Source organism: Marinobacter sp. (genome assembly GCF_034669625.1).
In the GTDB taxonomy this organism is placed as follows: domain Bacteria; phylum Pseudomonadota; class Gammaproteobacteria; order Pseudomonadales; family Oleiphilaceae; genus Marinobacter.
Genome location: NZ_JAXMOY010000010.1, coordinates 23,751 through 49,242 on the forward strand (window position 1 = coordinate 23,751; position 25,492 = coordinate 49,242).

Below are 25,492 nucleotides of genomic sequence, written 5' to 3' on the forward strand. Positions count from 1 at the left end.
GTCAGTCTCTATCAATGGTGCCGGCGAAGTACATCTCGATACGGAAAATCACAGAAGCCTGGTCTTTAAAGCTTTCTTCCCGCGGGAATTCCAACGCGGGAATTAGCTCCGCAAACAACCAGTCCTCGAACACCCGGTAGCGCCATGTGACATCCGCGAAATAAGACGTGGTTCGCCATGATGGTTGGCTTTCACCAAGGACACCGATTCGGGGTGAAACAACGGATCGCGAACTCAAACGTTTACGAAGACTGAAGAGCTGCGCCGCCTCAAATTTGCGATCGCTGTGCACCCACTCCAATTCGGACGATGTGAAGAAGTGCCAGCCGTTCCATGCGGGCCGATCCGCGCCGAACCAGGAGCGGGAGCCCCAGCCGGAGGTGTGGTAATAATAAGCCCGTTGTTTCACCCCTATGCGCCAGTTGTCTGCAGCCAGCCAGCGCTTGCCTGCCTCTAAACGCCAGAACATCTCGGGCGGAAGTCGAAGCCGGCCACCGACATCCATCGATAAATTGATGGCGTCGCCCACATCCGTCAAATAACGCAGAGCGCCGGTGGTGTCGGTATCGGTTCGCTCCGGTTCGGTGAGCTGGCGGTCCCGCTCGCGCTCGCCCAGCGGAACCAATTCGTCGCTGTCACTCTCGATGACCAAGCGGAGCTTCTTTTTCGTGGTGGGCAAATCAAGGCGAAAGCGTACTTCCGGCTTAAATTGCGCAGGGTTACTGTATTCGGACTCCGCCGCAAAGCCTAGCCGCAGATAACTCTCGTTGTTCGGCAAGGCATGTTCAGAGCCGGATAAGGTGCGGTCGGCCCATTTCCCAATGCCTTGAACCTTGCTGCCATGCAGGCGTTCCTGATGGATAACCCAGTTGCTGGCATTCATCCACCAGGAGTCCACCGGTTCCGCCCAGTATTCGTCTGGTTCAACCGTGAAAAATGAAACCGGTAAGCTGTAGGGCGAGAGTTTGTCTCCTAGGGATTCGTCCTCAATAACCACCGGACCGGCGCTGCGGGCATACGGAGATACCGCCAACGCCAGCGGCAAGAGAAGAACAAAAAACGGGAGGTAACGCAGACAGAGCCCCTTAACTGAAATCAAGCACCCACTGATTATGCAGCTCGGCAACCTGCCGCTCAACCTCAACCAAAGGCTGGTTGTTATCAATGATCGCGTCTGCTTTCAATCGGCGATCCTCCCGAGGCATCTGCGCCGCCATAATGCGCTCCACCTGTTCCCGGGAGTTGTCGTCCCGAGCCATGGTGCGCTCGAGCTGCACCGACTCCGGCACATCGATCACGAGCACTTTGTTCACGAGTTGGTGCTGGTCCGTCTCAAGCAGTAACGGTGACACGAGTAAAGTATAGGGCAGGGCATAGTTCTCTGGCTGCAACTGTCGAATCAGTTCCTTGCGAATAATCGGGTGAAGTAAGCCTTCCAGCCAAGCCCGTTCCTCCGGCTCCGCAAACACCCGCTGCCGCAACCAAGCCCGATCAAGCGCGCCGTCTGCCAGCAGCACTTCACCGCCAAAGTGCTCGGCAATGGCCTTTAAAGCTGGCGTACCCGGCTCAACTACCTCCCGAGCCACATCATCCGCATCTACCCAGTGCACGCCTAACTCACCAAATAGCCGCACCACCGTAGATTTCCCAGAACCAATCCCGCCCGTTAATCCAACAATTGCCAACTTACTCACTCCCAACCGTTAAACCCCAAGGAACCCGTACCAAGCACCAATAATTTCCGCACCAAACCACAAACACATCACCCCGGCCACCGCCAAATACGGGCCAAAAGGAATCGGCACCTCCCGGCCATGCTTTCGGAACACCATCAAACTAATGCCCGCAATCGCGCCCACCAGAGACGAAAGTAAAATCACTGCGGGCAATACCTGCCAGCCCAGCCAGGCGCCAAGGGCCGCTAACAGCTTGAAATCGCCATGCCCCATACCTTCCTTTCCGGTTGACAGCTTGAACAGCCAGTACACCGACCAAAGCGATAGGTAGCCGGCTACGGCGCCCCAGAATGCGCTTTCGAAATCCGTCAACATTCCAAAGTAATTCAGCACTAAGCCCAGCCACATCAGCGGCAGTGTAATGTTGTCTGGCAGCAGCTGCGTATCAAAATCAATCACCGTCAAAGCAACCAGGGCCCAAATTAAGGGCAACGCCCATAGTGCAGCGTCCGTTGGGCCTAGTAGGTAAACCGTGATAACCGAAGCCGCAACGGTAAAAGCTTCGATCAAAGGATAACGAGCTGAAATTCGGGTTTTGCAGGAAGAGCATTTGCCTCCGAGCATTAACCAGCTCATGACGGGGATATTTTCCCACGCCCGGATTTTGTGCCCGCAGGACGGGCAGGTGGAGGCTGGTTTTGACAGCGTGATCAGGGAATCGGTGGCGCGTTTTTCATCCGCTACTTCAAGAAACTCTTCACACTGACAGCGCCAGTCTTGATGCATCATCTTTGGCAAACGCAGGATGACCACGTTCAGGAAGCTGCCGATGCAGAGGGAGACGATGGTGACGGTGGTGTAGAGGATCCATGGGGTTGAGAGGAAGGTTTCTAGTGATGGCATCGGAGACTCGTAGATAAAGAATTCAACTCCCTGAGGAGTGTAAACACAAATTTAAACTACCCACTCCTCTTGCGAGAGAGAGGGTAGAGTCGTTCGGTCAGGCATTTTGGAGAGTGGGTGCGGTTGGTTAACCGACAACCTGCCCCATTTGAAAGATCGGCAGGTACATGGCAATAATCAAGCCGCCAACCAGCACGCCGAGAACTGCCATAATCATTGGTTCCATTAGGGTTGTTAGGTTATCCACCATGTCGTCGACCACTGCTTCGTAATGCACTGCCACCTTCTCTAGCATCTCGTCCAGATTACCGGACTCTTCGCCGATAGCCGTAAGCTGAACAGCCATGACCGGAAACACGTCTTGTTGGCGCATGGATGCTTGTAGCTGAGTACCGCTAGATACATCGGTTTTGATATTCATGATCGCATCGCGGTAAACCGCATTACCGGTTGCGCCAGCCACGGAGTCCAGAGCATCCACTAATGGGACGCCTGCAGCAAATGTCGTTGATAGAACCCTGCCAAATTTTGCTACGGCTGACTTATCGAGGATTTCGCCGACAACTGGAAGCTTCAGTACGTACTTATCAACGAAATCAGAAAACTTCTGCGATCGTCTTTTGGATTCCTTGAATAAAAAAATGGTTCCAACAATGCCTAGGAGTACGATAAACCACCAGCTCTGCATCCATTCCGATAGGCGTACGACCATCTGAGTGAAAACGGGAAGTTCCGCTCCAAATCCTGAGAATAGACTTTGGAACTGAGGGACCACTTTTATCAGTAGTATTGCGGTAACGATAATTGCAACCACAATAATGGCAATCGGGTAGGTCATTGCTTTCTTAACTTTTTTCTTGAGTAGCTCTGTTTTCTCCAGATAAGTAGCAATGCGGTCTAGCATGGACTCTAATGCGCCGGCTTGTTCACCTGAGTCGACTAAGTTGCAGTATAACTCATTGAAATACTTTGGATGTTTCCGCAAGGCTCCGGCAAAGCTTGTGCCTGAAGAAATGTCATTCCGGATCGACATCACCAGTTCTTTAAGACCTTTGTTCTCAAGACCATCCGCCACAATGTCAAAACTCTGCACTAAGGGCACGCCCGCTTTCATCATTGTCGCCAGCTGGCGTGTAAGCATGGCGATGTCGAAAGGTGAAATTCTCTTACTTCCACCAAATAGCGGCTTGGGCTTTTTCTTTACTTTGTCTGGTATAACACCTTGCTTGCGAAGCTGGGCCTTTACCAATGCCAAACTCACGCCGTTCAGCTCACCCTTGGTCTTGTTGCCCTTTCGGTCTTTGCCTTCCCAAACGTACGCTTCCAGCTTTTGTGATTTTTCTGCCATGCTTAATCCTTCGTCACGCGGTTGGCTTCCTCAAGACTGGTCACTCCCTGAATTACCTTCATCAGGGCCGACTGCCTGAGAGTGCGGAAGCCTTCGGCCTGCGCTTGTTTAGCAATTTGAATCGAGCTGGCTTCTTCCATAATCATATTTGCCAGCTCAGCTGTAACCTTGACCACCTCGTAAATGCCGACGCGGCCTTTATACCCACCACTGCATTTATCACAGCCCTTGGGGCGGAACAACGTGAACCCTGTATCAATTTGTTCCTGTGTGAACCCTTCGGCTAAAAGTACGTCTTTTGGCACATCTGCCGGTTGTTTGCAGCTACATAAGCGGCGGCCGAGGCGCTGGGCGATAATCAAGCTCACGGAGGTCGCAATGTTGAACGCGGGAACCCCCATATTCATCATGCGAGTGAGTGTTTCTGCCGCGCTGTTGGTGTGTAAGGTAGATAAAACCAAGTGACCGGTTTGGGAGGCTTTGATGGCTATATTGGCAGTTTCCAGATCACGAATCTCGCCCACCATGATGACGTCTGGATCCTGCCGCAAGAAAGCTCGCAAAGCTTCAGCAAAGCCGAGGCCAACTCGTGTGTTTACGTTAACTTGGTTGATGCCTTCCAGATTGATCTCAGCCGGGTCTTCGGCAGTAGAAATGTTCCGCTCATTGGTATTGAGAATGTTCAGGCCAGTATAGAGAGATACCGTTTTACCCGAGCCGGTGGGACCTGTAACCAAAATCATGCCTTGGGGCTGTTCAAGTGCCTCCAGATACAATTGTTTTTGATCTTCCTCATAGCCAAGAACGTCGATGCCCAGTTTTGCCTGGCTGGGGTCCAGAATCCGCAACACAATCTTCTCACCCCATAGCGTGGGCAGCGTGTTAACTCGGAAATCGATGGCTTTCGTTTTAGACAGCTTCATCTTGATCCGGCCGTCCTGAGGCACTCGCCGCTCAGAAATATCCAGCTGGGCCATGATCTTCACGCGGGCAGAAATCTTAGGGGCGAGCTTGATAGACGGACGCGACACTTCTTTCAAAATCCCGTCAGTGCGATAGCGCACGCGGTAGGTTTTTTCGTAAGGCTCGAAGTGTATATCGGACGCGCCGCCGCGAATTGCGTCTAGCAGCATTTTATTGACGTATTTAACGATAGGCGCATCGTCAACTTCAGCAGTCGATACGACGTTGTCTTCTTCATTCTCGCCGCCTTCCGTTTCAACGCCTTCTAAATCTGCATCGTCAAGGTCGCCCATGGATGTGTCGTGGGACTCGAGATACTTGTCTATAGCGGCTCGGAGTTTTGCATCGTCTACCAGAATGGCATCTGTACTCAGGCCGGTATTGAACTTGATTTCGTCCAAGGCTTGAATGTTCGTTGGATCAGAAACCGCAATGAAAAGGCGGTTACCTCTTCTATAGAGGGGGAGTGCGTTGTGCTTTCGAATGAGTTTCTCGTCAACGGTCTTATCCGGCATCATCTCAGGCAGAAAAGAATCCAGGTCGAGAACGGAGATTCCAAACTCCATGGCGGCGGAAAAGGCCAGCTTCGAACTGTCGGCCAAGTCGTTCTGGGTGAGGTAGGTGATCAGTGGGATCCGGTTCTCGGAGGCTTGGATGAATGAATCTTTAGCGATGTCCTCATCCAAAAGACCGTCATCCACAAATCGACGGGCCAGGCCCGTTAGTGTTACGTTTCGGTTGCTGCTCGCCATAAATACTCTGAGAAAAGTCTTATAAGTGGCTGAATCACGTGTTTATGGGCACTGAGTTTAGATGTAGTAGCCGAGTTTGGAAAGGTTGCTGGGCCTCTGGTTTTGGTTTTTGTTGGGGTTACGTGTGAGCGTGTTGAGGTTTCACGGGATCCATTTTGTCAGGCGAGTGACAAAAACTGTCACTCCCGGCCGCTTAGCGACTCAAGAAATGGACTGATCTTTTGTGTGATTCGTGTCACGCGGAGCCTTTAACTTGTTGAGTCGGCGTTAATTATAAATGTTGTCTTGCATTTGGCACGCTCGATGCTTAACTTAGCTTAAGCTCAAAGGGGTCACCAGGTAATACGTCACCGCCCCGGAGTTATGAAGAACCAAAATGACAATAGAGGTCGAATTATGCAAAAGATTCAGATGAACAAAGGGCAGCAGGGTTTTACTCTGATTGAACTGATGATCGTTGTTGCGATTATTGGGATTTTGGCAGCAGTTGCTATTCCTGCTTATCAGGATTACACAGCTCGTGCCCAAGCGGCCGAAGCTGCACAGCTTCTTGCTGGATTGAAGACGCCTGTTGTGGAACATTACAATACTAATGGTCAGATTCCAGATAAAACAGCGCTTGGTAACGCTACGTTCTCAGGGCAATATGTTCAAAAAATCGAATTTGCCACCGACACTTACACTGCAACTTTCAAAGGCGTGGGTAGTGTGAGTGAAAAGCTTGCGGGCAAAACTGTTGCAATGCAGTTTGTGACAGCGAGCAATAGTTTTACATATACTTGTGATGGGACTATGGATAGCGCTATCCAGCCAAAGATCTGTAACTGATTTCGTGTTTTAGAATTCTAGTTGAGAATGTTTAAGTGTCGTCTAACCTTATGGTTAGGCGGCATTTTTTAATGGTGTAATGCGAATGGTTGCAATTGATAATCGGTTTTTATGTGCCGCCATATTTGCAATTATTGTCATTGCAGGGATAGTTTGGTGGCCGGCAATGTACGGTCAATTTTATCTCGACGATTGGCCGAACCTTTCTGGGTTGGGCCAGATAAATGACGCTCGTTCATTTGTTGCCTATGTGTTGGATGGGATCTCCAGCTTTGTGGGGCGTCCTCTCTCGTATCTAAGTTTCGCTTTTCAGTTTGATTCTTGGCCAAACTCGCCCTTTAATTTTAAGGTTGTGAATTTAGTCATACATCTTGCCAATGGTATATTGGTAACGGGTGTTGTGGCGTACTTGTTAAGGCTAAACGGAAAAGCTGCCAGGGAAAGTTGGGTTTTAGCGATTGTTGTTGCTGGTGTTTGGCTTATCCATCCTCTTCATGGATCAACTGTGCCATACGTTGTTCAAAGAATGACGTTATTCTCAGCTTTTTTTTCTCTTTGCGCTTTGCTTTTTTACTGCTGTCTGAGGTATGAGAGGATAAGTTGGGGATGGAAAGAAGTGTCGCTAATTTCGTTAGTGATTTTCGGCTTATCCAGTCTCGGCATTCTATCTAAAGAAAACGCGGTTCTCACTGGGATGTTTATTCTAGTGGTCGAAGTTGTTGTTATAAATCGCCCACCATTTACTTTGTTTAAGTACTGGGTTTTCTTTATATCTGTAATTCCTCTTGTGGTTGTGTTTGTTTTTCTTGGTGTGCTTGGTCATTTTGATGGCGTCGAGAGTTATAGGGGGTTTTCTGTTTTCGAAAGATTGTTGACCCAAAGTAGAGTGGTTGTTGATTATTTGAGCGCTATAGTGTTGCCCACTCCCTCAAAAATTAATATTTATAATGATGGTTATGAGGTTTCTCGGAGTCTTACTGAGCCAGTGTCTACAATTTTAGCTGTTTTTTTTATTTTTATTTGCACCATTTTTTTATTGGTATTTAGGAAAAAGTTTGAGTGGTTTGCTTTTGGGTGGCTGTTTTTTTTGGTTGGGCATCTTTTAGAATCTACTATCTTGCCTCTCGAATTGTATTTTGAACATAGAAATTACCTGCCTATGTTGGGTATTGTTGTTGCTATCGTAATTCCTTGTGCTGGTTTGTTTTTATTGCCGAAGTTATCTAGACGAATTTTTTTTCTGATGTTTGGGTGTCTTTACGTATTATATTTGGGGGCAGTCGCGTATTCGGAGTCAATAAGCTGGTCTAGCCCATATAGGTTCGTTGTGGCGGCTGTCAGTGAGCGCCCTGAGTCGCTGCGAGCACGCCAGGAGGCGACCAATTATTATATGTTAAAAAGAGATTATATAACCGCGTCTAAGCTCATGTTTTCTCTGCAAGAGCAAATGGGAGAAAGCCCAGGTGTAACTTTGCAGCTCAGAATTATCCAGTGTTTGAGCCCTGAAACACTGAGGTTGAAAGATTCTGATGTGGTTCGAATGATGCGATATGGTCAACGTGACAAGCTCGCGGTGCAGGCACTGCACGAATTGTGGAAAATGGTTAGAGCTGGTGGGTGTGAGGACGCTGATATGCAGGTTGTAAATGGTTATGCTGAAGGGTTGTCAAATAATCCTGCGTACCGGCCTGTGTCCGAAAACTTGTCCTTAGTCCATGTCTTTACTCTCGCGGATATGCATCGTTTTGCCGAAGCGGCGGAGTTGATGAATTCTAATCTTGAGCGTTTTGGGGTTGAATACGGAATTTTGTGTGCTCGGTTGTTCGATGCTGCTGGAGATATCGATAGTGCCCTTCGGACTCTCGATAAAATAGATAATCGATTTTCGGGACAGGTTAAGTTTGAGGTTGCGTTCAGGGGGTACGTCGAGGAGATTCGAAAAGCTATACTTAAAAGGGGTCAACCTTGAAATTCTTGAACAGGTGCCATTGAAAATATGAGTGATTTTTGCGTTGTTATACCAGCAAAGAACGAAGGTTCGATCATCGCGAAAGTGGTTGCTGATGTTATCGTTTTGCCTAATTGCAAGGAGGTAATCGTAGTAGACGATGGCTCAGATGATAATACGGCTATTGCTGCTGGAAAAGCAGGGGCACGAGTTATATCTCACCCCTATTCCAAGGGTAATGGTGCTGCTATTAAAACGGGTGCTAGAGCAGCTCAAGAGTCATTGGTCGTATTTATGGATGGGGATGGGCAGCATCGAGCAGTTGATATTCCTCGCTTGCTCGATAGGCTAAGTGAGGGGTTCGATCTCGTGGTCGGTGCAAGAATAAAAGGGTGTCAAGCTAGTTTCGGGCGGAAAGTTGCTAATCGCTTATATAACTGTCTTGCCAGTTTTATGACAGGGAACCGCATCGAAGATTTGACCTCGGGTTTTCGTGCAGTGAAGCGAGAGAAGTTTCTGGAGTTTATTAACTTGCTACCGAATGGTTTTTCATATCCGACGACGAGTACTATGGCCTTTTTTCGTACCGGATATTCGGTTGATTATGTATGGGTAACTGCAGATAGCCGTCAAGGGAAAAGTCATATTAAGCCAATTCAAGATGGCATTAGGTTTATGTTGATTATTTTTAAAATAGGTACGCTCTATTCCCCGCTGAAGCTATTTGTTCCTATTTCATTGATATTGTTTTTTATTGGGTCGGCCTATTATGGTTTTACATTTTTCACAATGGGTCGCTTTACAAATATGAGTGCGTTAATGTTTACTACCTCGCTGGTGGTGTTCCTAGTTGGCCTCGTATCGGAGCAAATTACAGCGCTGATGTATAGTAAATCCGGATGAAGCTTTTAATACTTGCTTCTACCTACCCTCGCTGGGTAAACGACCACGAACCTGGGTTCGTACACGAGCTTGCTAAAAGGTTGGTCGGAAACTTTGATGTGACAGTGCTATGTCCGCACGCACTAGGGGCCGCCGTTTACGAGGAGATGGATGGTGTATCTGTTATTAGGTTTCGCTATGGACCGGGTCCACTTGAGCTATTAGTGAATAATGGTGGAATCGTTAACAACTTACTTAAAAAGCCTTGGCTTTGGGCCATTCTTCCGTGTTTTTTTGCATCTATGGCGTTCTCGATTTTTAGGCTCAATCGGCAGTTCAGACCAGATGTCATTCATGCTCATTGGATTATTCCTCAAGGTTTAGTGATAGCCTTGCTTAAAATGCTGGGGGTACGGCTTCCTCCTATTTTATTAACATCTCATGGAGGTGATCTTTATTCGCTGGATCGACCTGTGTTCAGGAGGTTAAAAAGGTGGGTCATTTCTAACGTCGCTGCCTTTACGGTAGTCAGTGAAGCTATGAGAAGGTTTGCATTAGGTCTAGGGGTTCCCAGGGAGCATGTTTCAGTTCGCTCTATGGGGGTCGATCTCAAGAAGCGCTTCAGATTGGGGCATGAGTCTCCCGGCGGAAAGCCGAACATCTTATTTGTAGGGCGGTTTGTGGAAAAAAAAGGGGTTGATGTCCTCCTTGACAGCCTCCCTTTTGTGCGAAAAGAAGTCCTAGGTGTGTCTGTTACTTTGGTGGGGTATGGGCCAGAAGAGGTTGACCTAAAGAAAAGGTCTTGTGAATTGGGGCTTGCTGAAATTGTTCGATTTGCTGGTGCTCAGAGTCAAGAAAGTGTCGCCGGATTCTATCGTGAAGCTTCGGTTTTAGCCGCACCTTTCGTGCGAGCCCAGTCGGGCGATGCAGATGGGTTGGGGCTTGTGGTAGCAGAGGCTTTGGCCTCTGGTTGTCCCGTCGTTACTTCGGATTTGCCAGCTACTGCAGATCTTACCTTCGGCATGGAGGGGGTGCTAACGGTGCCGGAAGGCGATTCTCAGGCGCTGGCTTCTGCTCTTGTTGGCGTGCTTCAGAGTCGGACTGAGTGGAAACAGAGAGCAGCTAATGATAGGGTTCGTCTTGTTCGTCAATTGGATTGGTCTTTTGTGGCGGATGATTACGGACGGCGTCTTGCTTCCTTGGTTAAAGCTAGCGTTTAAACGCTTGTTTGTGGCGAATTATGTCTTCGCAAACGTTTCTGGCGCGCTCTTCCCAAGAGTGACGGTTCTGTTTGTTCTTCACTTGTAACTTTGCACGCCTAATCATCCATGGTTTTGTTCTTAGTTCCATAAGGAAGTGTGGGATTTGCTTGAAGTCTTTGACCCATCCTAATCCTTCCTTTTCGATGATTCGGGCAGCTTCTGAGTTGGGTGTGGATAATACAGGAACTCCGTGACCGATCGATTCAAAAAGTTTCACCGGGACAGCAAAATCTAAGTAATCGTTAGGGTGCCGAATTAGTGTTTGGATGTCGGCTTCTTTGTATAGGTCATTTAGCTCTTTACCTGATTTATGGACAATTTTTATGTGTTCTGTAAGTTTTCTTTCATAAAGGTGCTTGTATTTGTGCCACTCTGTTTTGCGGCAGCATATTGTGAGCTTTGTGGAGCTCGATTTTTGCATGCTGTCTAGTAGTGGGGTTAGGTCGTATATTGGGGGCTCTATCCCCCCAATATAAAGGAGTTTTAGGGTGTCATCAGGCAGGGTTTTGGTTTCAGTAACGTGTGGGCTGGAGGCCGGGGGGAGCGATAGCACTTGAAACTGGTAGTTTGTGTCAGGAAGGTGAGAAGCCATCTCTAATGATGGTAGGTAGAGCAAGGTTGTGTGGTTTTTGATTTGTTTCCAGTCGAAATGGTATAGGGGTATGGTGATTAATCGGGCCCACCAAGGAAGCTTCTGCGCATATGAGTTGTCTCTCCAGAAAATATCACGGTAAAACATGGCGACTGGTATGTTGTTTCTGTCACAGAAAGAGAGGAAGTTGTGGTCAAGAAAGGGATGAGTGGGCAGTCTATGAGCCTCTGACATTGCAAACGGAATCGAGAGGCTTTCTGAGTAGACAAAATCAAAGGTTTCACCGGAATCGACTCTTCGTTTTATGGCTCTTATTTTCTGGGACCTTTGACGGGCATCACCAGTCACTTCGGATACATTAATCCCAGCCTGGCGGAAAGCGCAAAGCATTTTGTAAGGCCGAACCTGGCTTCCGGAGTTTCCATCGCTTTTTAAAGTACTAGGGTGATGGAAAACCATGTTCAATTTAAATGGTGCGCTGGTCATAGGATAAAGCTGCTTTCGCATCTGGTGGGAAAACTTGATCGTTTGTAGTCATGGCCATTTAGAGCATTCTACTTTCGGACTGTCCTTGGCGCTAGGTGCTATGGGGTGATAGCCGAGTAGGGCTGCAATCCCCCCATTTTGAAGCGCTTAAACTTTACCGTACTTATTGGGATGTCAAATAGATTGAAAGTGCTTGCACTTGTCGATCCAATAGTTTGGTGGCAACTGGAACCATCGTAGAATTGCTTTCAGCTGAGGTCATCTTCCTAAACCGCCTAAGTGCAATCCCCAAATACTCCGCAGGCTGCCCAGCCAGCCTAGGCATACCCCGAAACCCCTGAGCATCTTGCCCGTGACAACCTCGCAACGTGTTTTAAACAGCGATTCACCCGCCTCGATAAGTGCGGTATCGGGGCTAGGGCGGGCCTTTGCCGTCCGCTGGCTAAAATAAACAGCAATATTGATTTGCTCTTCCACGGATAAGGTTTTCGCGAGTTTAGACATCACATAGTCTTCGCGAGTGCCGTTGCCGAATTTTTCAAATTGGTTGAACAGGTATTGCGGTTGCTGCGCAGCTAGATTGGGAATGTAGTCCCGCTAGTTGTTGCCGTCCTCCCCATGCCAATAACCGCAAAATCGGATTCGTTTGTGACCAGCTTCGTATGTCGATTGCCGTTGTTTATCGTCGGCCATAATCGCTCGTAATTTCGCCATGGCGTCGCTGTTCTCCGCCTGAACCATCGTAGGGCAGCTGATGCCCGCCAAGCAAACCAATTGTCTCACCCGAAGACCAAAAACCATATTGCACCCTGTAGTCTGAAAAAGGGCGGAGCTTAGCTTTGTCTTCGGAGTGAGGCCTTGAGAAAGGTCAATGAAAATCCAAAAGACGCTTGGCTCAGAAGCATAGAGCCCTCTGTAAAGCCAAAGCCGCATCTTTGACGGTCTCTTCAGGCAACTCCTCCATCGGAATATGTCCTCTTGTCGGGTGCACGATCAGCGAAAGATTTTGTAGTGGATCGTGGGCGCTTGCCGTCTTAGTTTAACCAATTTTCACGCTAGGTTTGCACCAAGTGCCTGCCGTGCCATTGACGCGGTGGCCTCCAATCTCCCAGCTACGCTATTCATAAGTGCAGAAGTATGCCGTATCAACTTCAGCCTTAACCTTAAAGCTGGCATTCGCGGCCACTTTAAACGTATCGCCGGCCCCATAACGAATCCAGCTGTCACTACCCGGTAGCTGAACGGTCAGTGCACCCCTAACAACTGTCATGACTTCCTCTTTCTTAGTGCCGAATTCGTATTCACCTGAGCTGATTACGCCCACAGTGGCAGGCAGTGTGGCGCCCTGAAAGGCAATGGATTTCACTTTACCGTCGTAGTACTCATTTACACTCAGCATGGCCATGATTCCTGATAAGTTGGGCGGCTAATATACTGCAAATACCGATGGATAGGCACGTGGTAATGATGCGCTATTAATATGGGGGGCAGATCCCCCGATACATTTCGCTGGGCAGAATGTGTTCGAGTATAACCCTTGGCACGGTTATATATAACTGAGGTTTGGAGTGGCTGACTGCGGAGCGTGTAAGTTGGGTCACAATGGTCTTGGTTGGCGCTCTGACCTCGCGCCCGATATTGAACTAAGCTGAAATACAAAGCCAAAGAATGGTGGGAATGCTATGAAACTTCATTTCCTAGGTGGTACGGGCACGGTAACTGGCTCTCGGTATTTACTCTCTGATGACAGTCACCGGTTGTTGGTGGATTGCGGTATGTACCAAGGCGTGAAAACCCTACGCCGGCGTAACTGGGCACCTTTTCCGGTAAAGCCCTCGACTATCAATGCGGTAGTGCTCACTCACGCCCATATCGACCACTCCGGTTACCTGCCGGCACTGGTGAAAAACGGCTTCAAGGGCAAGATATACTGCACTAAAGCCACCCACGAGCTGTGTAAGGTGTTGCTGCCGGATGCAGGCTTCTTGCAGGAAGAAGATGCTCGGTATGCTTTCCGAAAGAAATTCTCCAAGCACGAAAAGCCCGAGCCGCTTTTTACCGAGAAAGATGCATACGAAGCGCTGAAGCATTTCGAGTCGTTGAACTACCACGAGAGATTCGAACCGGTGAAAGATTTTGAGGTGTCTTTCACGCCCGCCGGCCACATTCTGGGTTCAGCGTGTGTGCATGTGCATCACAAAGACGCTAATCGCACGGTTGTGTTTAGCGGTGACGTGGGGCGGCAAGGCGACATCATCATGCGTCCACCAGAGCCGCTGAAATATGCGAATGTATTAGTGTGCGAATCCACCTACGGCGACCGCACTCATGGTGAGTCAGATCCCGAGGGTGATCTTGAAAGCATTATCACCAAAACGGCCAGTCGTGGCGGAATTGCCCTCTTGCCCGCCTTCGCCGTTGGTCGCGCACAGATGTTGCTCTATGTGGTGCACAAACTGATGGAAGAGGGCCGCATTCCGGAAATGCCGGTGTATCTAAATAGTCCGATGGCGATCAAAGCCACCGAAAGCTTTTGCCGATACCACGCGGAGCACAAATTGAGCCGCGAACAGTGCGCCTTGGTCGACCATAAAACCACATTCGTTCGCACTGTCGATGAATCCATTGAACTGGATGCCAAGCGCTATCCGTGTGTGATTGTTTCAGCCAGTGGCATGGCTTCAGGTGGGCGGGTGCTTCATCATTTGAAAACTCTGCTGCCTAATCCTCGCAACAGCATCGTCTTTGCTGGCTTCCAGGCGCCGGGCACTCGCGGAGATGCGCTGGTTAATGGAGCGGAATCGGTCAAAATCCACGGCGAATATTGGCCCGTCAAAGCGGAGGTGTTCTCGTTAGACTCCATGTCTGCCCACGGCGACTATCAGGAAATACTCACGTGGCTGGAGCAAGGTAGCTTAAAGCCCGATAAGGTCTACGTTACCCATGGCGAAGCCTTGGCGAGTGATGTCATGCGCAAACGCATCACTGAAAAGTTCGGTTGGCCCGCGGAAGTGCCAGAGTTGTTCGAAGAAGTGGAAATATGAGTCTCTAAGGTTGGCAGAGGGTCTGCCTCCCGAAAGTTTGTTAATATGTGCAAAGGCCAAGCAGGGAGCGAGTGATCATGCACTACAGTTCAATACTACCGGATGTCATTAAAGTGGCAGATGAAGCCAGCGAACGGGTGCTGCACATCTACCAATCCGATTTCAAAGTGCAGTACAAAGACGATCATTCGCCCATCACGGCGGCCGATATGGCCAGCCATGACATTATTGTGAAAGGGCTTCGAAGCATCAGCCGGGATATCCCGATTCTCTCGGAAGAAGGCGAGTTGGTTCCTTGGGAAGAGCGCAAGCATTGGCGCCGATTCTGGTTGATTGATCCCATCGACGGCACCAAAGACTTCACCCAGCGCACTGGAGAGTTTACGGTAAATATCGCTTTGATCGAGGACGGCGAGCCCGTCATGGGTGTGGTCACAGCTCCGGCATTGAAAGAAGCGTTTTGGGGTATCAGAGGTGAAGGGGCATACCGGCGCGATCGCACGGGGCGAACCCATAGAATTCACGTGGCTGAGCCTAAAGTTATTAAACGCGTGGTTGCCAGCAAAAACCACTTAAACGATGAAACTCGTGCTTTTATCGAAACTCTGGGCGACCACGAAACCCTCCAGGCCGGCAGTTCTCTGAAATTCTGCCGAATCGCCGAAGGTCACGCCGACATATACCCCCGCATGGGCCTCACCTGTGAATGGGACACCGCTGCGGCCCACGCTGTGCTCTCCGCGGCAGGCGGAAAAGTGCAAACCCTGGACAACACCCCGCTGCAATACGGGAAAAAAGACATACTCAACCCGCACTTTATTGCCGCAGGCAACTGGTACTTTTAACTTTCGGGGCCAAGCTCGGGGCCCTATATCGGATTATTTATGACTTGGTACGCGCTTCAGCACAAGCCGGCACAGAGTGATCGGGCGGTTCAGCATTTGCAGAATCAAGAGATTGCCTGTTTTTACCCGAAGATCGAAGTAGAGAAGATTAAGGCGGGTAAGCGCGTTAAGAGATTAGAGCCGCTGTTCCCCGGGTATATCTTTGTGAGGCTGGAACAAACCGACCCGGTGTGGGCGAAGCTACGGTCCACCCGCGGTGTGTTGCGCATGGTCAGTTTTGCCAACAAGCCGGCGGCGATTGCCGACGAGGTGATCGAACACATCAAAGCCAGCATGGGCAAGGTGGCGGAGCAAGGAGGTATTAAAGCCGGGCAAGCAGTAGAGCTAGAAAATGGCCCTTTTAAAGGCTTGGGGGCTATTTTTCAGGCTTACGATGGCGAAGAACGAGCTATCGTGCTGATCAGCTTTATGCAGAAACAGCAGCGGGTGAGTGTGCCGGTGTCGGCGATTCGGTCTTAAGCTACATGTGGCCTAGGCGCCGGCAACTCTCAAATGTATCGGGGCCAGGTCTCATATTGGGTCTTTACAAAAGTTTACGTTGCTAACCCATTGATTATTTATATGCAAAAGTAATTGTCACTTGTTTGTCACGTAGCTTCTAGTAGAATTCCCCACCGCTTCGGAATAGTATTTTTTTCAAAAACCTGACAGGGATCACGTTAGGGCCTTCCTTTTTTGGCTTTTCCCTGTCCATCAGAAGTTTATTCTATGACCTTAAAACACTGGGCCCTGGTCGGTGGGGCGGTAGCGTGCCTGATCTGTCTTGTTACCACCACGACCACCTATGCCTCACCTTGGATCGAACCCGGCGATGCTCGTGCCCGCTTTGTACTGCAAAAGCTGGCGGACCGCGGCCATTTTGATCGAACCGTATCTACCTGGCCGGTGATGTGGAACAGCGTAGCGAAAGATATCAGCAGCACTGTCACCTCCGATGCCAACGCAACAGCCGGTGCTGTGGCCTATTTGAAGGCAGAGCGGCAGGCGCAATTCTCAGGCGGGACCCAGGTTGAGCTTACCTTGGCAGGCAGTTCTGAGCAGTCACTAGTTCAGGGGTTTGGCGACAGCCGGCAAGAAGAAGCGCAGGCAACGTTAGATGTTCAATGGCAGGGCGAATACTGGGCGCTTGGCCTATCGCCTTCGGTTGTCGCTAACCCAGCAGACGACGAAGAATACCGTTACGATGGCAGCTACCTCGCTGCAACGCTTGGCAACTGGGTGTTTGGCGCAGGTGCTATAGACCGCTGGTGGGGGCCGGGTTGGCAGTCTAGCTTGATTCTTTCTAATAACGCCCGGCCGATGCCTGCGGTGTGGCTTAATCGAAAGCGGGATCTCGCGCCCACGACATCGTGGCTGAGCTGGATTGGCCCTTGGAACTTCACCCTTTTTGCGGGCCAGTTTCAGGATGAGCGAGTTATTAACGACCCCAAGCTCATCGGCATGCGCGTTACCTTTCGCCCAATACAAGGCCTCGATATCGGCCTCTCGCGGGCCATTATGTTCGGCGGCGAGGGTCGCCCCGAAAACGGTTCCGCTCTATGGAATGCCCTAACAGGTAGAGATAACAGCCAAGATGGCGGCGAAAACGACCCAGGCAACCAGCTTGGCAGTATCGACATCCGCTACGGTTTTGCCGTGGGCAGCCAGAGTATGGGGCTGTATACCCAAATGATGGGCGAAGACGAAGCGGGGGCTTTCCCCGCACGGAAATCCTGGTTGTTAGGGCTAGATTGGACTACGGATTTCCTCAACACAGACCAGCAATGGTTCTTGGAATATGCCAGCACCACGGCGGACGACCTCTTTGGCGACGCCATGCCTAATGTTACGTACAACCACTTTAACTACAATACCGGTTACCGCCACCACGGTCGGAACTTAGCGACTACCTTTGAAGGTGACGCCGAAGCTATTTCTCTAGGCGCGTTTCAGTTTTTTGATAACGGCGACAACCTCTCTGTGACAATCAGCTACGCAGAGCTGAACAGCGACGGCGTTGTACGCACCGTGATGCCGGACCCCAGCGTGCAGTACTTTATTCCAGCCACTAATCAGAAAGTCGGCATTCTGAATCTTGGTTATAGCATTGATCTCTTCAAAGGCAGGCTGAAACTTAACCTACGCGGCACCGATAAAAAAATCGAACTGGCCAGCAGCGAATTAGATCAGTGGTCTGCTGGCGCGAGTTGGCATTATCGCTTCTAGGGATTGCGTTTTAGCATCCTAGGCATGCAACAAAGTAAAGTTCCGGTTATTATCGGCTCCCAAACAACCAAAATCGCCCCGGCACCACGACTATGTTTTTAAGGATTTTGCTCCCTTTCGCTTTAATAGCTTTGCAAGGCTGCGCCTTCGCGCCTGGCTCGCACATAAGTACTGGCGGCTGGAATGCCGATTACCAAAGCCCGAAAGAAGAAGACCTCACGAGCTTAGTGAATGTCAGCCGTATTGGTCCCGATACCTTACGCCACGCCATCGTGGCTGAAGTGCCCGCACCCCGCGCCGAGCTTATCCGCGAAGACAGCGAATACGAGTATCGCATCGGTATTGGTGATGTTCTGCAGGTCACGGTTTGGGATCATCCGGAACTCACCATACCCGCCGGCTCCAATCGCAGCTCTCAAGAATCCGGTAATGTGGTTAACGAAAACGGCACCATCTATTACCCTTATATCGGCTATGTAGATGTGGCCGGACTGACTACGTTGGAAATTCGGGAAGAAATCGCCAATCGGCTTTCAACCTATATTGAATCGCCACAGGTAGATGTATCGGTAGCTGGTTTTCGCAGCCAGCGGGTTTATGTCAGTGGCGCGGTTGAGAAGCCGGGGGTTTACCCTCTTACTAATGTGCCTACACGCATCGTCGATGCCATCAGCCAGGCAGGTGGTTTGGATATGTCGGAAGGTGCAGATTGGCGCAACGTTACCCTCACCCGCAATGGCGAGGATTTTCGCCTTTCATTGAAAGCTGTATACGAGCAGGGCAACAAGTTGCATAACGTATTGCTACAAAGTGGCGACGTGATTAACGTTCCTCTGGGCGACGATCAAAAAGTGTTTGTGTTGGGTGAAGTGGGCACCACGAAAACCCTGCCGATGGGGCGGAATGGGCTAACTCTGGCCGAAGCGATCTCCAATGTGGGTGGTCTGGATCAGCGCCAGTCTGATGCAACAGGCGTTTTTGTAGTCCGGCGTTCAGGAAATGCCTCACCAGACAGTGAATACTTGATCGACATGTATCAGTTGAACTTGAAAGATGCGACAGCCTTGGTATTGGCCGACAGCTTTAACTTGCAAAATCGCGACATGGTCTATGTTACTGCTGCCCCTCTTGCACGTTGGAACCGTGTAGTATCGTTGTTGGTGCCATCATTCTCGGCCCTATTCCTGGGTGATCGGGCCCTCAATCTCGGTAACTGAGCCTAAGCGTCATGTTTGATCATATATTGGTACTTTGCGTGGGCAACATCTGCCGTAGCCCGGTTGCAGAGGCATTGTTAAAAAAGAACCTGCCAGACAAGGCCGTTGAGTCTGCAGGATTGGGTGCGCTCGTTGATCATGGTGCAGACGCAACGGCTTCTGGCCTGGCAGGGCAGGCGGGTCTGGATCTCAGCCAGCATCGCGCAAGGCAAGTGACTATCGATCACCTGCGGCGAGCCGATCTTGTATTGGTTATGAGCGAAGGCCAGCGGGCCCAAGTTCGCACGCTGGACCCAACCGCCGCCGGTAAAACTATGCTGCTCTGCCACTGGCTACCCGGAAAGCCGGACGTTCCTGATCCCTATAAAAAAAGCCGCGAAGCCTTCGTGCACGTACATCACTTACTCGAAGAAGCCGTACACGCGTGGCTTCCCCGATTGAAATAACTTTAAGAGCGACGAATGACTCAAGTAAGCAACACTTCAGCGCGTACCCGCGAAACCGCGCAAGATAACGATGAAATTGACATTGGTTTTCTGCTGGGTAGCCTGTGGGACCATAAGATATTCATCGTCACTCTGACGGTTGTTTTAGCGCTGGTCGGTCTTGTCTACGCTACTTTGGCAACGCCTGAATACAAAGCCGATGCATTGGTGCAGATTGAACGAAAATCCGGCACCATCGGAGGCGCTGACGTAAGTAGCATGCTGGGCGAACAGGAATCTAGCACAAGTACGGAAGTGGAAATTCTTCGTTCTCGCTTAATTCTTGGGCAGGTGGTTGATCAGACTGACTTAGATATAGCTATTGTTCCCAATACTTGGCCGGTAATCGGAGATTGGTTGTTACGCAAAGGTATCAGCCGGCCCGGTTTAGCGAAGGGCGGGGAGACGGTGTGGGCCGGCGACACACTGCGAGTAGGTGAATGGGTCACAAACCACAACAGCCAAACTTTGCAACTTACTCTGCGATCGGAAGGAAATGGGCGCTATACCTTGTTAAGCAGCGAGGACGATAGCTTAGGGCAGGGAATAGTTGGCAAGAAACTCACCGTAGAAAACCCCTGGATTGAACTCACCGTCAGCGAGTTAAACGCCCCGGCCGGCGCAACGTTCACTTTGGTCAAGAAAAGTCGGCTTGCTGCCATTCGAGGTCTGCTGAATCGTCTGGAAACACTCACACTGGGTAAAGATACCGGAATGCTTCGCTTGGAATTAACAGGGCCTGATCAGCGTGAGCTAGTAGCCAGCCTCAACGCCACCACCGAAGTGTTCCTGACTCAAAACATTGCCCGCCAGGCCGCCGAAGCCGACAAGAGCTTGGAGTTTTTGGAAGAACAAGCCCCCAAGGTCCGAGAAAAGCTCAACGAAGCCGAAAACCGCCTAAACGAATACCGTCTGCAAAGTGACAGCATTGACCTAAGTTTTGAAACCCAGAACGCCTTGAATAGCTTGGTTGCTATAGAAGCCAGCCTAAACGAACTCCAGCTACAGGAATCGGAGCTGGCCCGGCGCTTCACTCCCAACCATCCGGTGTATCGCTCATTACTGGAAAAGAAAGAGCAGTTGCAACGGGAAAAACAACGTTTAGAAGAGCGCACCGGAAACCTCCCGGAAACCCAGCAGCAAATCCTGCGCCTGAGCCGCGATGTAAAAGTCACGCAGGAAATCTACGTGCAATTGCTCAACCGGATGCAAGAGCTGAGACTGGCTCGCGCAGGTACCGTGGGTAATGTGCGTATTCTGGACGATGCCGTAGTACAAGGGCAGGTTGCCCCCAAGCGCAACTTGATTGTCGCGGTGGCAGGTATGAGTGGTCTGCTGCTGGCCGTGATCATTGTGTTGTTGCGAGCGGCCTTTAACCGTGGACTTGTCTCCCCTGAACAGTTGGAAGAGTTGGATCTTCCAGTGTATGCAACGATACCGCTTTCCGAAGAAGAAAAACGCCGCAATGAGAAAGCGAAGCAGTCTCGGGGCAAGCGGGCAAATGGCGGCCTGTTAGCCGTGCGCAACCCGGCTGATCTCTCGATTGAAGCCATACGAAGCCTGCGTACTTCCTTGCACTTTGCCATGATGGAGGGCAGTGATAACCGTTTGGTGATTACAGGCCCAAGCCCGAGTATCGGCAAAAGTTTCACCTCCACTAACCTTGCAGCTATCTGTGCACAAGCAGGTCAGAAAGTGGTAGTGGTAGACGGCGATATGCGGAAAGGCCATGTACATCAAGAGCTGGGCCAGGACTCCAAAGATGGATTGTCAGATGTGCTCTCTGGAAAGTTGGAGTTCGAACAAGCTGTAAGAGTCTCGGAATTGGAAGGCCTCAGCTGGGTAAGTCGGGGCAGTGCACCACCCAACCCATCGGAACTACTTATGCAGGCGCGTTTTACTGAGTTTACGAATTACCTGAGCCAACAGTTTGATTTAGTGATCATAGACACTCCCCCGATCTTGGCCGTAACCGACGCAGCCATCATCGGCAAACAGTGCGGAACCACGTTGATGGTTGTACGTTTTGGTGTAACGACACCTAAAGAGGTCCAGATAGCCGAAACCCGCTTGGCGAACGGTGGTGTTCCTATCAAAGGCGTGATTCTAAACGCCATGGAAAAGAAAGCGGCCACTAGTTACGGCTACTACGGCTATTACAACTACTCCTACAAATCTGAATGAAAAATATGAAACTACTAATAACCGGTGGCGCCGGTTTTATAGGCTCTTCGGTTATCCGTCACATCATCAAAAAAACCAAAGATGAAGTGGTCAACCTCGACAAACTTACCTACGCCGGAAACCTCGAAAGCCTGACAGAAGTAAGCGACAGCGAACGCTATATTTTCGAGCAAGTAGACATCTGCAATCGAGCCGACGTGGACCGCGTGCTGGCCAAACACCAGCCAGACGCCGTTATGCACCTGGCGGCAGAAAGTCACGTAGACCGCTCGATAGACGGCCCGGCCGAGTTCATAGAAACCAACATCGTAGGCACTTATAACCTGCTGGAAGCCACCCGTCAGTACTGGCAGGCACTGGAATGCAAGAAAAAAGTAAACTTCCGCTTCCACCACATCAGTACGGATGAAGTATACGGCGATCTACCGCATCCTAGTGAAGTGGCCAGTGCAGAAGAACACCTGTTCACCGAACAAACCTCTTATGCTCCAAGCAGCCCATACAGCGCCAGCAAAGCCAGCTCAGACCACCTAGTACGAGCCTGGCTAAGAACCTATGGCTTGCCCACGTTGATCACCAACTGCAGCAACAATTACGGCCCCTACCATTTCCCGGAAAAGCTCATCCCGTTGATGATCCTCAACGCGCTAGATGGCAAACCGCTCCCGGTATACGGCAAAGGCAACCAGATCCGCGACTGGCTCTACGTAGAAGACCACGCCCGAGCTCTTTACAAAGTGGTCACCGAAGGCAAACCCGGCGAAACCTACAACATCGGTGGCCACAACGAAAAACAGAACATCGAAGTAGTCCACACCCTCTGCGACATTCTTCAGGAGTTACGCCCACAAGAAGGCAGCTACCGAAACTTGATCACCACTGTAAAAGACCGCCCCGGCCACGACAGGCGTTACGCCATAGATGCTAGCAAAATCCAGAAAGAACTGGGCTGGGTGCCCCAAGAAACCTTCGAAACCGGCATCCGTAAAACTGTCGAATGGTACTTAGACAACCTCGATTGGTGCCAACGAGTACAAGACGGTAGCTATCAGCGTGAACGCCTCGGCATAGACAACTGATGATCGGAGTCTGGCTCTAGGAGGACACTCCTCTTGCGGCAAACCTAAAGGATATAAAGTGAAAGGAATAATCCTAGCAGGCGGATCCGGCACCCGCCTTTACCCCATAACACTCGGCACCTCCAAACAACTCCTGCCGGTGTACGACAAACCCATGATCTACTACCCGCTCTCCGTACTCATGCTGGCGGGCATCCGGGACATCCTCATCATCACCACCCCGGAGGATCAGGCCGGTTTCAAACGTGCCTTGGGTAACGGCGAACAGTTTGGGGTTAACCTGAGCTACGAAATCCAGCCAAGCCCGGACGGCCTCGCGCAAGCCTTTATCATCGGTGAAGAATTTATCGGCAACGACAGCGTGTGCCTGGTGCTGGGTGACAATATTTTCTACGGGCAGGGGTTCACCCCGAAGCTGAAACAAGCAGCCCAACGAACCGAAGGCGCCACGGTATTCGGCTACCAAGTGAAAGACCCGGAACGCTTCGGCGTAGTAGAGTTCGACGAAGACAAGCGCGCCATCTCCATCGAAGAAAAACCCCAACACCCAAAATCGAATTATGCAGTAACCGGCCTCTACTTCTACGACAACAGCGTGGTAGACATCGCCAAACAGGTACAACCCAGCCATCGCGGCGAACTGGAAATCACCTGCGTAAACCGTGCCTATCTGGAACAAGGCAACCTGAACGTAGAACTGCTGGGCCGGGGCTTCGCCTGGCTAGACACGGGCACCCACGAAAGCCTGCTGGAAGCAGCGCAGTTTGTAGAAACCATCGAAAAACGCCAGGGCTACAAAATTGCCTGCTTGGAAGAAATCGCTTTTAACCAGCAGTGGCTCAGCAAAGAGCGACTACTGGCCCAGGCCGATCAGCTCAAAAAGAACGGCTACGGCGAATACCTGACGGACATAGCGAGAGACGCCTAATGATACCGGTAACCAAGCCCTACCTCCCCAACCGGGACAAGCTCAAAGCTTACATCGACGGCATCTACGACCGCCAATGGCTGAGCAACAACGGCCAACTGGTGCAAGAGCTTACCCAACGGCTGGAAGCCTACCTTGGGGTTGAAAACCTGCTACTGGTATCCAACGGCACCCTGGCACTGCAAATTGCCTACCGCGCTCTGGGCGTGAGCGATCCTGACCGTAACCAGAAACCCGAAGCCATCACCACGCCGTTTAGCTTCGTGGCAACCGCTAGTTCCCTTAAATGGGAAGGCGTGCAACCGGTATTTGCAGACATAGACCCACACACCTGGTGTCTGGCCCCCGATAACATCGAAGCCGCCATCACCCCCAGCACCCGCGCTATCGTGCCCGTGCACGTATTCGGCAACGCCTGCAACGTAGAAGCTATTGGCGAAATTGCCCAAAAGCACGACCTGAAAGTCATCTACGATGCAGCCCACGCCTTCGGTGCCACCTACAACGGCGGAAGCCTGCTTAACCGCGGCGACGCAGCCACACTGAGCTTCCACGCCACCAAACTATTCCACACTGGCGAGGGCGGGGCGATCATCTTCAAACGCAAGGAAGACCTGGAGCGGGCGAAGAAAATGATCAACTTCGGCATCACCGGGCCGGAGAGCATTGATGAGCTGGGCATTAACGCCAAGATGAACGAAATCCAGGCTGCTATGGGCCTGTGCGTGCTGAACGAAATGGAAGAAAACCTGAAAGCCCGCGAACAGGTATGGCGGCGCTACCAGCAAGCACTGCCGGCATACCTGCAACTGCAGGCCCGGCACGAAGCCCTCGGCTACAACTACGCCTACTTCCCCGTAGTGTTTGAAAGTGAAGAACAGACCGTGCGTGTCGCCGCCACTCTCAAGGAAAACGGCGTGCTGGCAAGGCGTTATTTTTATCCTTCGCTGGAATCGTTGGAGTGCCTGGGTGCGCAGGCGGCACAGCCGGTGTCTCAGGACATTGCCAGCAGGATACTTTGCCTGCCGATCTACGCGGAGCTTGCACCTGAAGCCCAGAACCACGTAACCCATCTGATTGAGGCGGAGCTAAAGGCATGAAGCTGGCGGTAATGCAGCCTTACTTGTTTCCGTACATTGGCTATTTTCATCTGATTTGCGCCGCCGACCTCTTTCTTATTTATGATGACGTTGCATACATAAAGCGTGGGTTCGTCAATAGAAATAACGTGTTGTCTCCGAGCGGAGTGACGCGCTTTACGGTGCCGGTCCCCGGAGCTTCTCAGAATAAATTGTTCTCTGACCTAGAATTTTCTGAAGACGTAGATAAGGTGCTTAAAACCACTGAGCATAGCTACTCTAGGGCCCCTTACTTTGAAAATGTCTTTCCGATAATTCGGGAAACCTTGGAGCATCCGGATCGGTCAATCGCATCTGTATGCAAGAAAAGCTTCGAAGAAATTTTCTCGTACCTTGATATCGAAAAGAATTTTGAGAAGGCGAGCGAAATCGATTACGACCGTTCCATGAGCGCTCGTGATCGCTTGATAGCGCTTTGCCATCACTTCGATGCAGATGGCTACATCAACGCACCAGGCGGGCGAAAGCTATATAGCAAGCAGGACTTCCTCGAGAAAGGAGTTGACCTGGAATTTGTAGACTCGTTGCCAGTGGAGTATCACCAAGGCAGAGAGGACTTCGTACCAAACCTGTCAATTATTGATGTTTTGATGAACTGCTCGCCAGAGGAAGTGAAATGCATGCTGCAAAGCTACGAATTGGCTTGATGAGCTAACTGAAGTCACA

General features: G+C 50.6%; 23 protein-coding genes. 15 read left to right on the forward strand and 8 right to left on the reverse strand.

Annotated elements, in window-relative coordinates; all coding sequences use genetic code 11:
• Position 1: 1 nt before the first annotated feature.
• The 5 genes from VOI14_RS10255 to pilB form a co-directional block, all read right to left on the reverse strand.
• A complete protein-coding gene (locus VOI14_RS10255; protein ID WP_323751956.1) occupies positions 2-1,099 on the reverse strand; it encodes a hypothetical protein in 1,098 nt (365 codons plus the stop codon).
• Positions 1,086-1,685, reverse strand: coding sequence for a dephospho-CoA kinase (coaE, locus tag VOI14_RS10260; RefSeq protein WP_323751957.1), 600 nt, complete (start codon positions 1,683-1,685; stop codon positions 1,086-1,088). Before coaE ends, VOI14_RS10255 begins: the two co-directional genes overlap by 14 nt.
• Before the next feature lie 18 nt (positions 1,686-1,703).
• Positions 1,704-2,579 carry an A24 family peptidase gene (locus VOI14_RS10265; protein ID WP_323751958.1) on the reverse strand — a complete coding sequence of 292 codons (876 nt, stop codon included), beginning with the start codon at positions 2,577-2,579 and terminating at the stop codon, positions 1,704-1,706.
• Between the two features lie 127 nt (positions 2,580-2,706).
• Positions 2,707-3,927 (reverse strand): type II secretion system F family protein, encoded by a 1,221-nt coding sequence (locus tag VOI14_RS10270; RefSeq protein WP_323751959.1) that lies wholly within the window; start codon positions 3,925-3,927, stop codon positions 2,707-2,709.
• A 2-nt stretch (positions 3,928-3,929) separates the two neighbouring features.
• Positions 3,930-5,642, reverse strand: a complete 1,713-nt coding sequence (pilB, locus tag VOI14_RS10275) for a type IV-A pilus assembly ATPase PilB (RefSeq protein ID WP_323751960.1) — start codon at positions 5,640-5,642, stop codon at positions 3,930-3,932.
• 396 nt (positions 5,643-6,038) lie between these two features.
• Here pilB and VOI14_RS10280 point away from each other — a divergent pair, with 396 nt between their 5' ends.
• The 4 genes from VOI14_RS10280 (at position 6,039) to VOI14_RS10295 (ending at position 10,520) form a co-directional block, all read left to right on the forward strand.
• Complete coding sequence (locus tag VOI14_RS10280; RefSeq protein ID WP_323751961.1) at positions 6,039-6,470, forward strand: pilin; 432 nt, start codon at positions 6,039-6,041, stop codon at positions 6,468-6,470.
• 85 nt (positions 6,471-6,555) lie between these two features.
• On the forward strand, positions 6,556-8,439 hold the full coding sequence (locus VOI14_RS10285) for a hypothetical protein (protein ID WP_323751962.1): 1,884 nt from the start codon (positions 6,556-6,558) through the stop codon (positions 8,437-8,439).
• A 27-nt stretch (positions 8,440-8,466) separates the two neighbouring features.
• Positions 8,467-9,321, forward strand: coding sequence for a glycosyltransferase family 2 protein (locus VOI14_RS10290; RefSeq protein WP_323751963.1), 855 nt, complete (start codon positions 8,467-8,469; stop codon positions 9,319-9,321).
• On the forward strand, positions 9,318-10,520 hold the full coding sequence (locus VOI14_RS10295; protein WP_323751964.1) for a glycosyltransferase: 1,203 nt from the start codon (positions 9,318-9,320) through the stop codon (positions 10,518-10,520). Before VOI14_RS10290 ends, VOI14_RS10295 begins: the two co-directional genes overlap by 4 nt.
• Here VOI14_RS10295 and VOI14_RS10300 read toward each other — a convergent pair.
• The 3 genes from VOI14_RS10300 to VOI14_RS10310 form a co-directional block, all read right to left on the reverse strand.
• The gene (locus VOI14_RS10300) at positions 10,510-11,640 is read right to left on the reverse strand and encodes a hypothetical protein (protein ID WP_323751965.1); all 1,131 of its coding nucleotides are present in this window, start codon (positions 11,638-11,640) and stop codon (positions 10,510-10,512) included. The genes VOI14_RS10295 and VOI14_RS10300 overlap by 11 nt on opposite strands.
• Before the next feature lie 258 nt (positions 11,641-11,898).
• Positions 11,899-12,144, reverse strand: coding sequence for a hypothetical protein (locus VOI14_RS10305; RefSeq protein WP_323751966.1), 246 nt, complete (start codon positions 12,142-12,144; stop codon positions 11,899-11,901).
• Positions 12,145-12,757: 613 nt separating this feature from the next.
• Positions 12,758-13,039 (reverse strand): pyrimidine/purine nucleoside phosphorylase, encoded by a 282-nt coding sequence (locus VOI14_RS10310; RefSeq protein WP_323751967.1) that lies wholly within the window; start codon positions 13,037-13,039, stop codon positions 12,758-12,760.
• A gap of 283 nt (positions 13,040-13,322) precedes the next feature.
• On the opposite strand from VOI14_RS10310, the gene VOI14_RS10315 reads away from it, so the two are divergent.
• The 11 genes from VOI14_RS10315 (at position 13,323) to VOI14_RS10365 (ending at position 25,473) form a co-directional block, all read left to right on the forward strand.
• Positions 13,323-14,684, forward strand: a complete 1,362-nt coding sequence (locus VOI14_RS10315; RefSeq protein ID WP_323751968.1) for an MBL fold metallo-hydrolase — start codon at positions 13,323-13,325, stop codon at positions 14,682-14,684.
• 77 nt (positions 14,685-14,761) lie between these two features.
• On the forward strand, positions 14,762-15,529 hold the full coding sequence (cysQ, locus tag VOI14_RS10320; RefSeq protein ID WP_323751969.1) for a 3'(2'),5'-bisphosphate nucleotidase CysQ: 768 nt from the start codon (positions 14,762-14,764) through the stop codon (positions 15,527-15,529).
• Between the two features lie 39 nt (positions 15,530-15,568).
• Complete coding sequence (gene rfaH, locus VOI14_RS10325) at positions 15,569-16,048, forward strand: transcription/translation regulatory transformer protein RfaH (RefSeq protein ID WP_323751970.1); 480 nt, start codon at positions 15,569-15,571, stop codon at positions 16,046-16,048.
• Positions 16,049-16,297: 249 nt separating this feature from the next.
• Complete coding sequence (locus VOI14_RS10330) at positions 16,298-17,794, forward strand: capsule assembly Wzi family protein (protein ID WP_323751971.1); 1,497 nt, start codon at positions 16,298-16,300, stop codon at positions 17,792-17,794.
• Between the two features lie 92 nt (positions 17,795-17,886).
• Positions 17,887-19,011 carry a polysaccharide export protein gene (locus VOI14_RS10335; protein ID WP_323751972.1) on the forward strand — a complete coding sequence of 375 codons (1,125 nt, stop codon included), beginning with the start codon at positions 17,887-17,889 and terminating at the stop codon, positions 19,009-19,011.
• 11 nt (positions 19,012-19,022) lie between these two features.
• Positions 19,023-19,457 (forward strand): low molecular weight protein-tyrosine-phosphatase, encoded by a 435-nt coding sequence (locus VOI14_RS10340; protein ID WP_323751973.1) that lies wholly within the window; start codon positions 19,023-19,025, stop codon positions 19,455-19,457.
• Between the two features lie 15 nt (positions 19,458-19,472).
• Positions 19,473-21,680 carry a polysaccharide biosynthesis tyrosine autokinase gene (locus VOI14_RS10345; RefSeq protein WP_323751974.1) on the forward strand — a complete coding sequence of 736 codons (2,208 nt, stop codon included), beginning with the start codon at positions 19,473-19,475 and terminating at the stop codon, positions 21,678-21,680.
• A 5-nt stretch (positions 21,681-21,685) separates the two neighbouring features.
• Positions 21,686-22,759: a dTDP-glucose 4,6-dehydratase gene (gene rfbB / locus VOI14_RS10350; protein ID WP_323751975.1), complete on the forward strand. Its 1,074-nt coding sequence runs from the start codon at positions 21,686-21,688 to the stop codon at positions 22,757-22,759.
• Positions 22,760-22,817: 58 nt separating this feature from the next.
• Positions 22,818-23,687: a glucose-1-phosphate thymidylyltransferase RfbA gene (rfbA, locus tag VOI14_RS10355; RefSeq protein WP_323751976.1), complete on the forward strand. Its 870-nt coding sequence runs from the start codon at positions 22,818-22,820 to the stop codon at positions 23,685-23,687.
• The gene (locus tag VOI14_RS10360; RefSeq protein ID WP_323751977.1) at positions 23,687-24,787 is read left to right on the forward strand and encodes a DegT/DnrJ/EryC1/StrS family aminotransferase; all 1,101 of its coding nucleotides are present in this window, start codon (positions 23,687-23,689) and stop codon (positions 24,785-24,787) included. The genes rfbA and VOI14_RS10360 overlap by 1 nt, the downstream gene beginning before the upstream one ends.
• A complete protein-coding gene (locus VOI14_RS10365) occupies positions 24,784-25,473 on the forward strand; it encodes a WbqC family protein (protein ID WP_323751978.1) in 690 nt (229 codons plus the stop codon). Before VOI14_RS10360 ends, VOI14_RS10365 begins: the two co-directional genes overlap by 4 nt.
• Positions 25,474-25,492 lie beyond the last annotated feature (19 nt).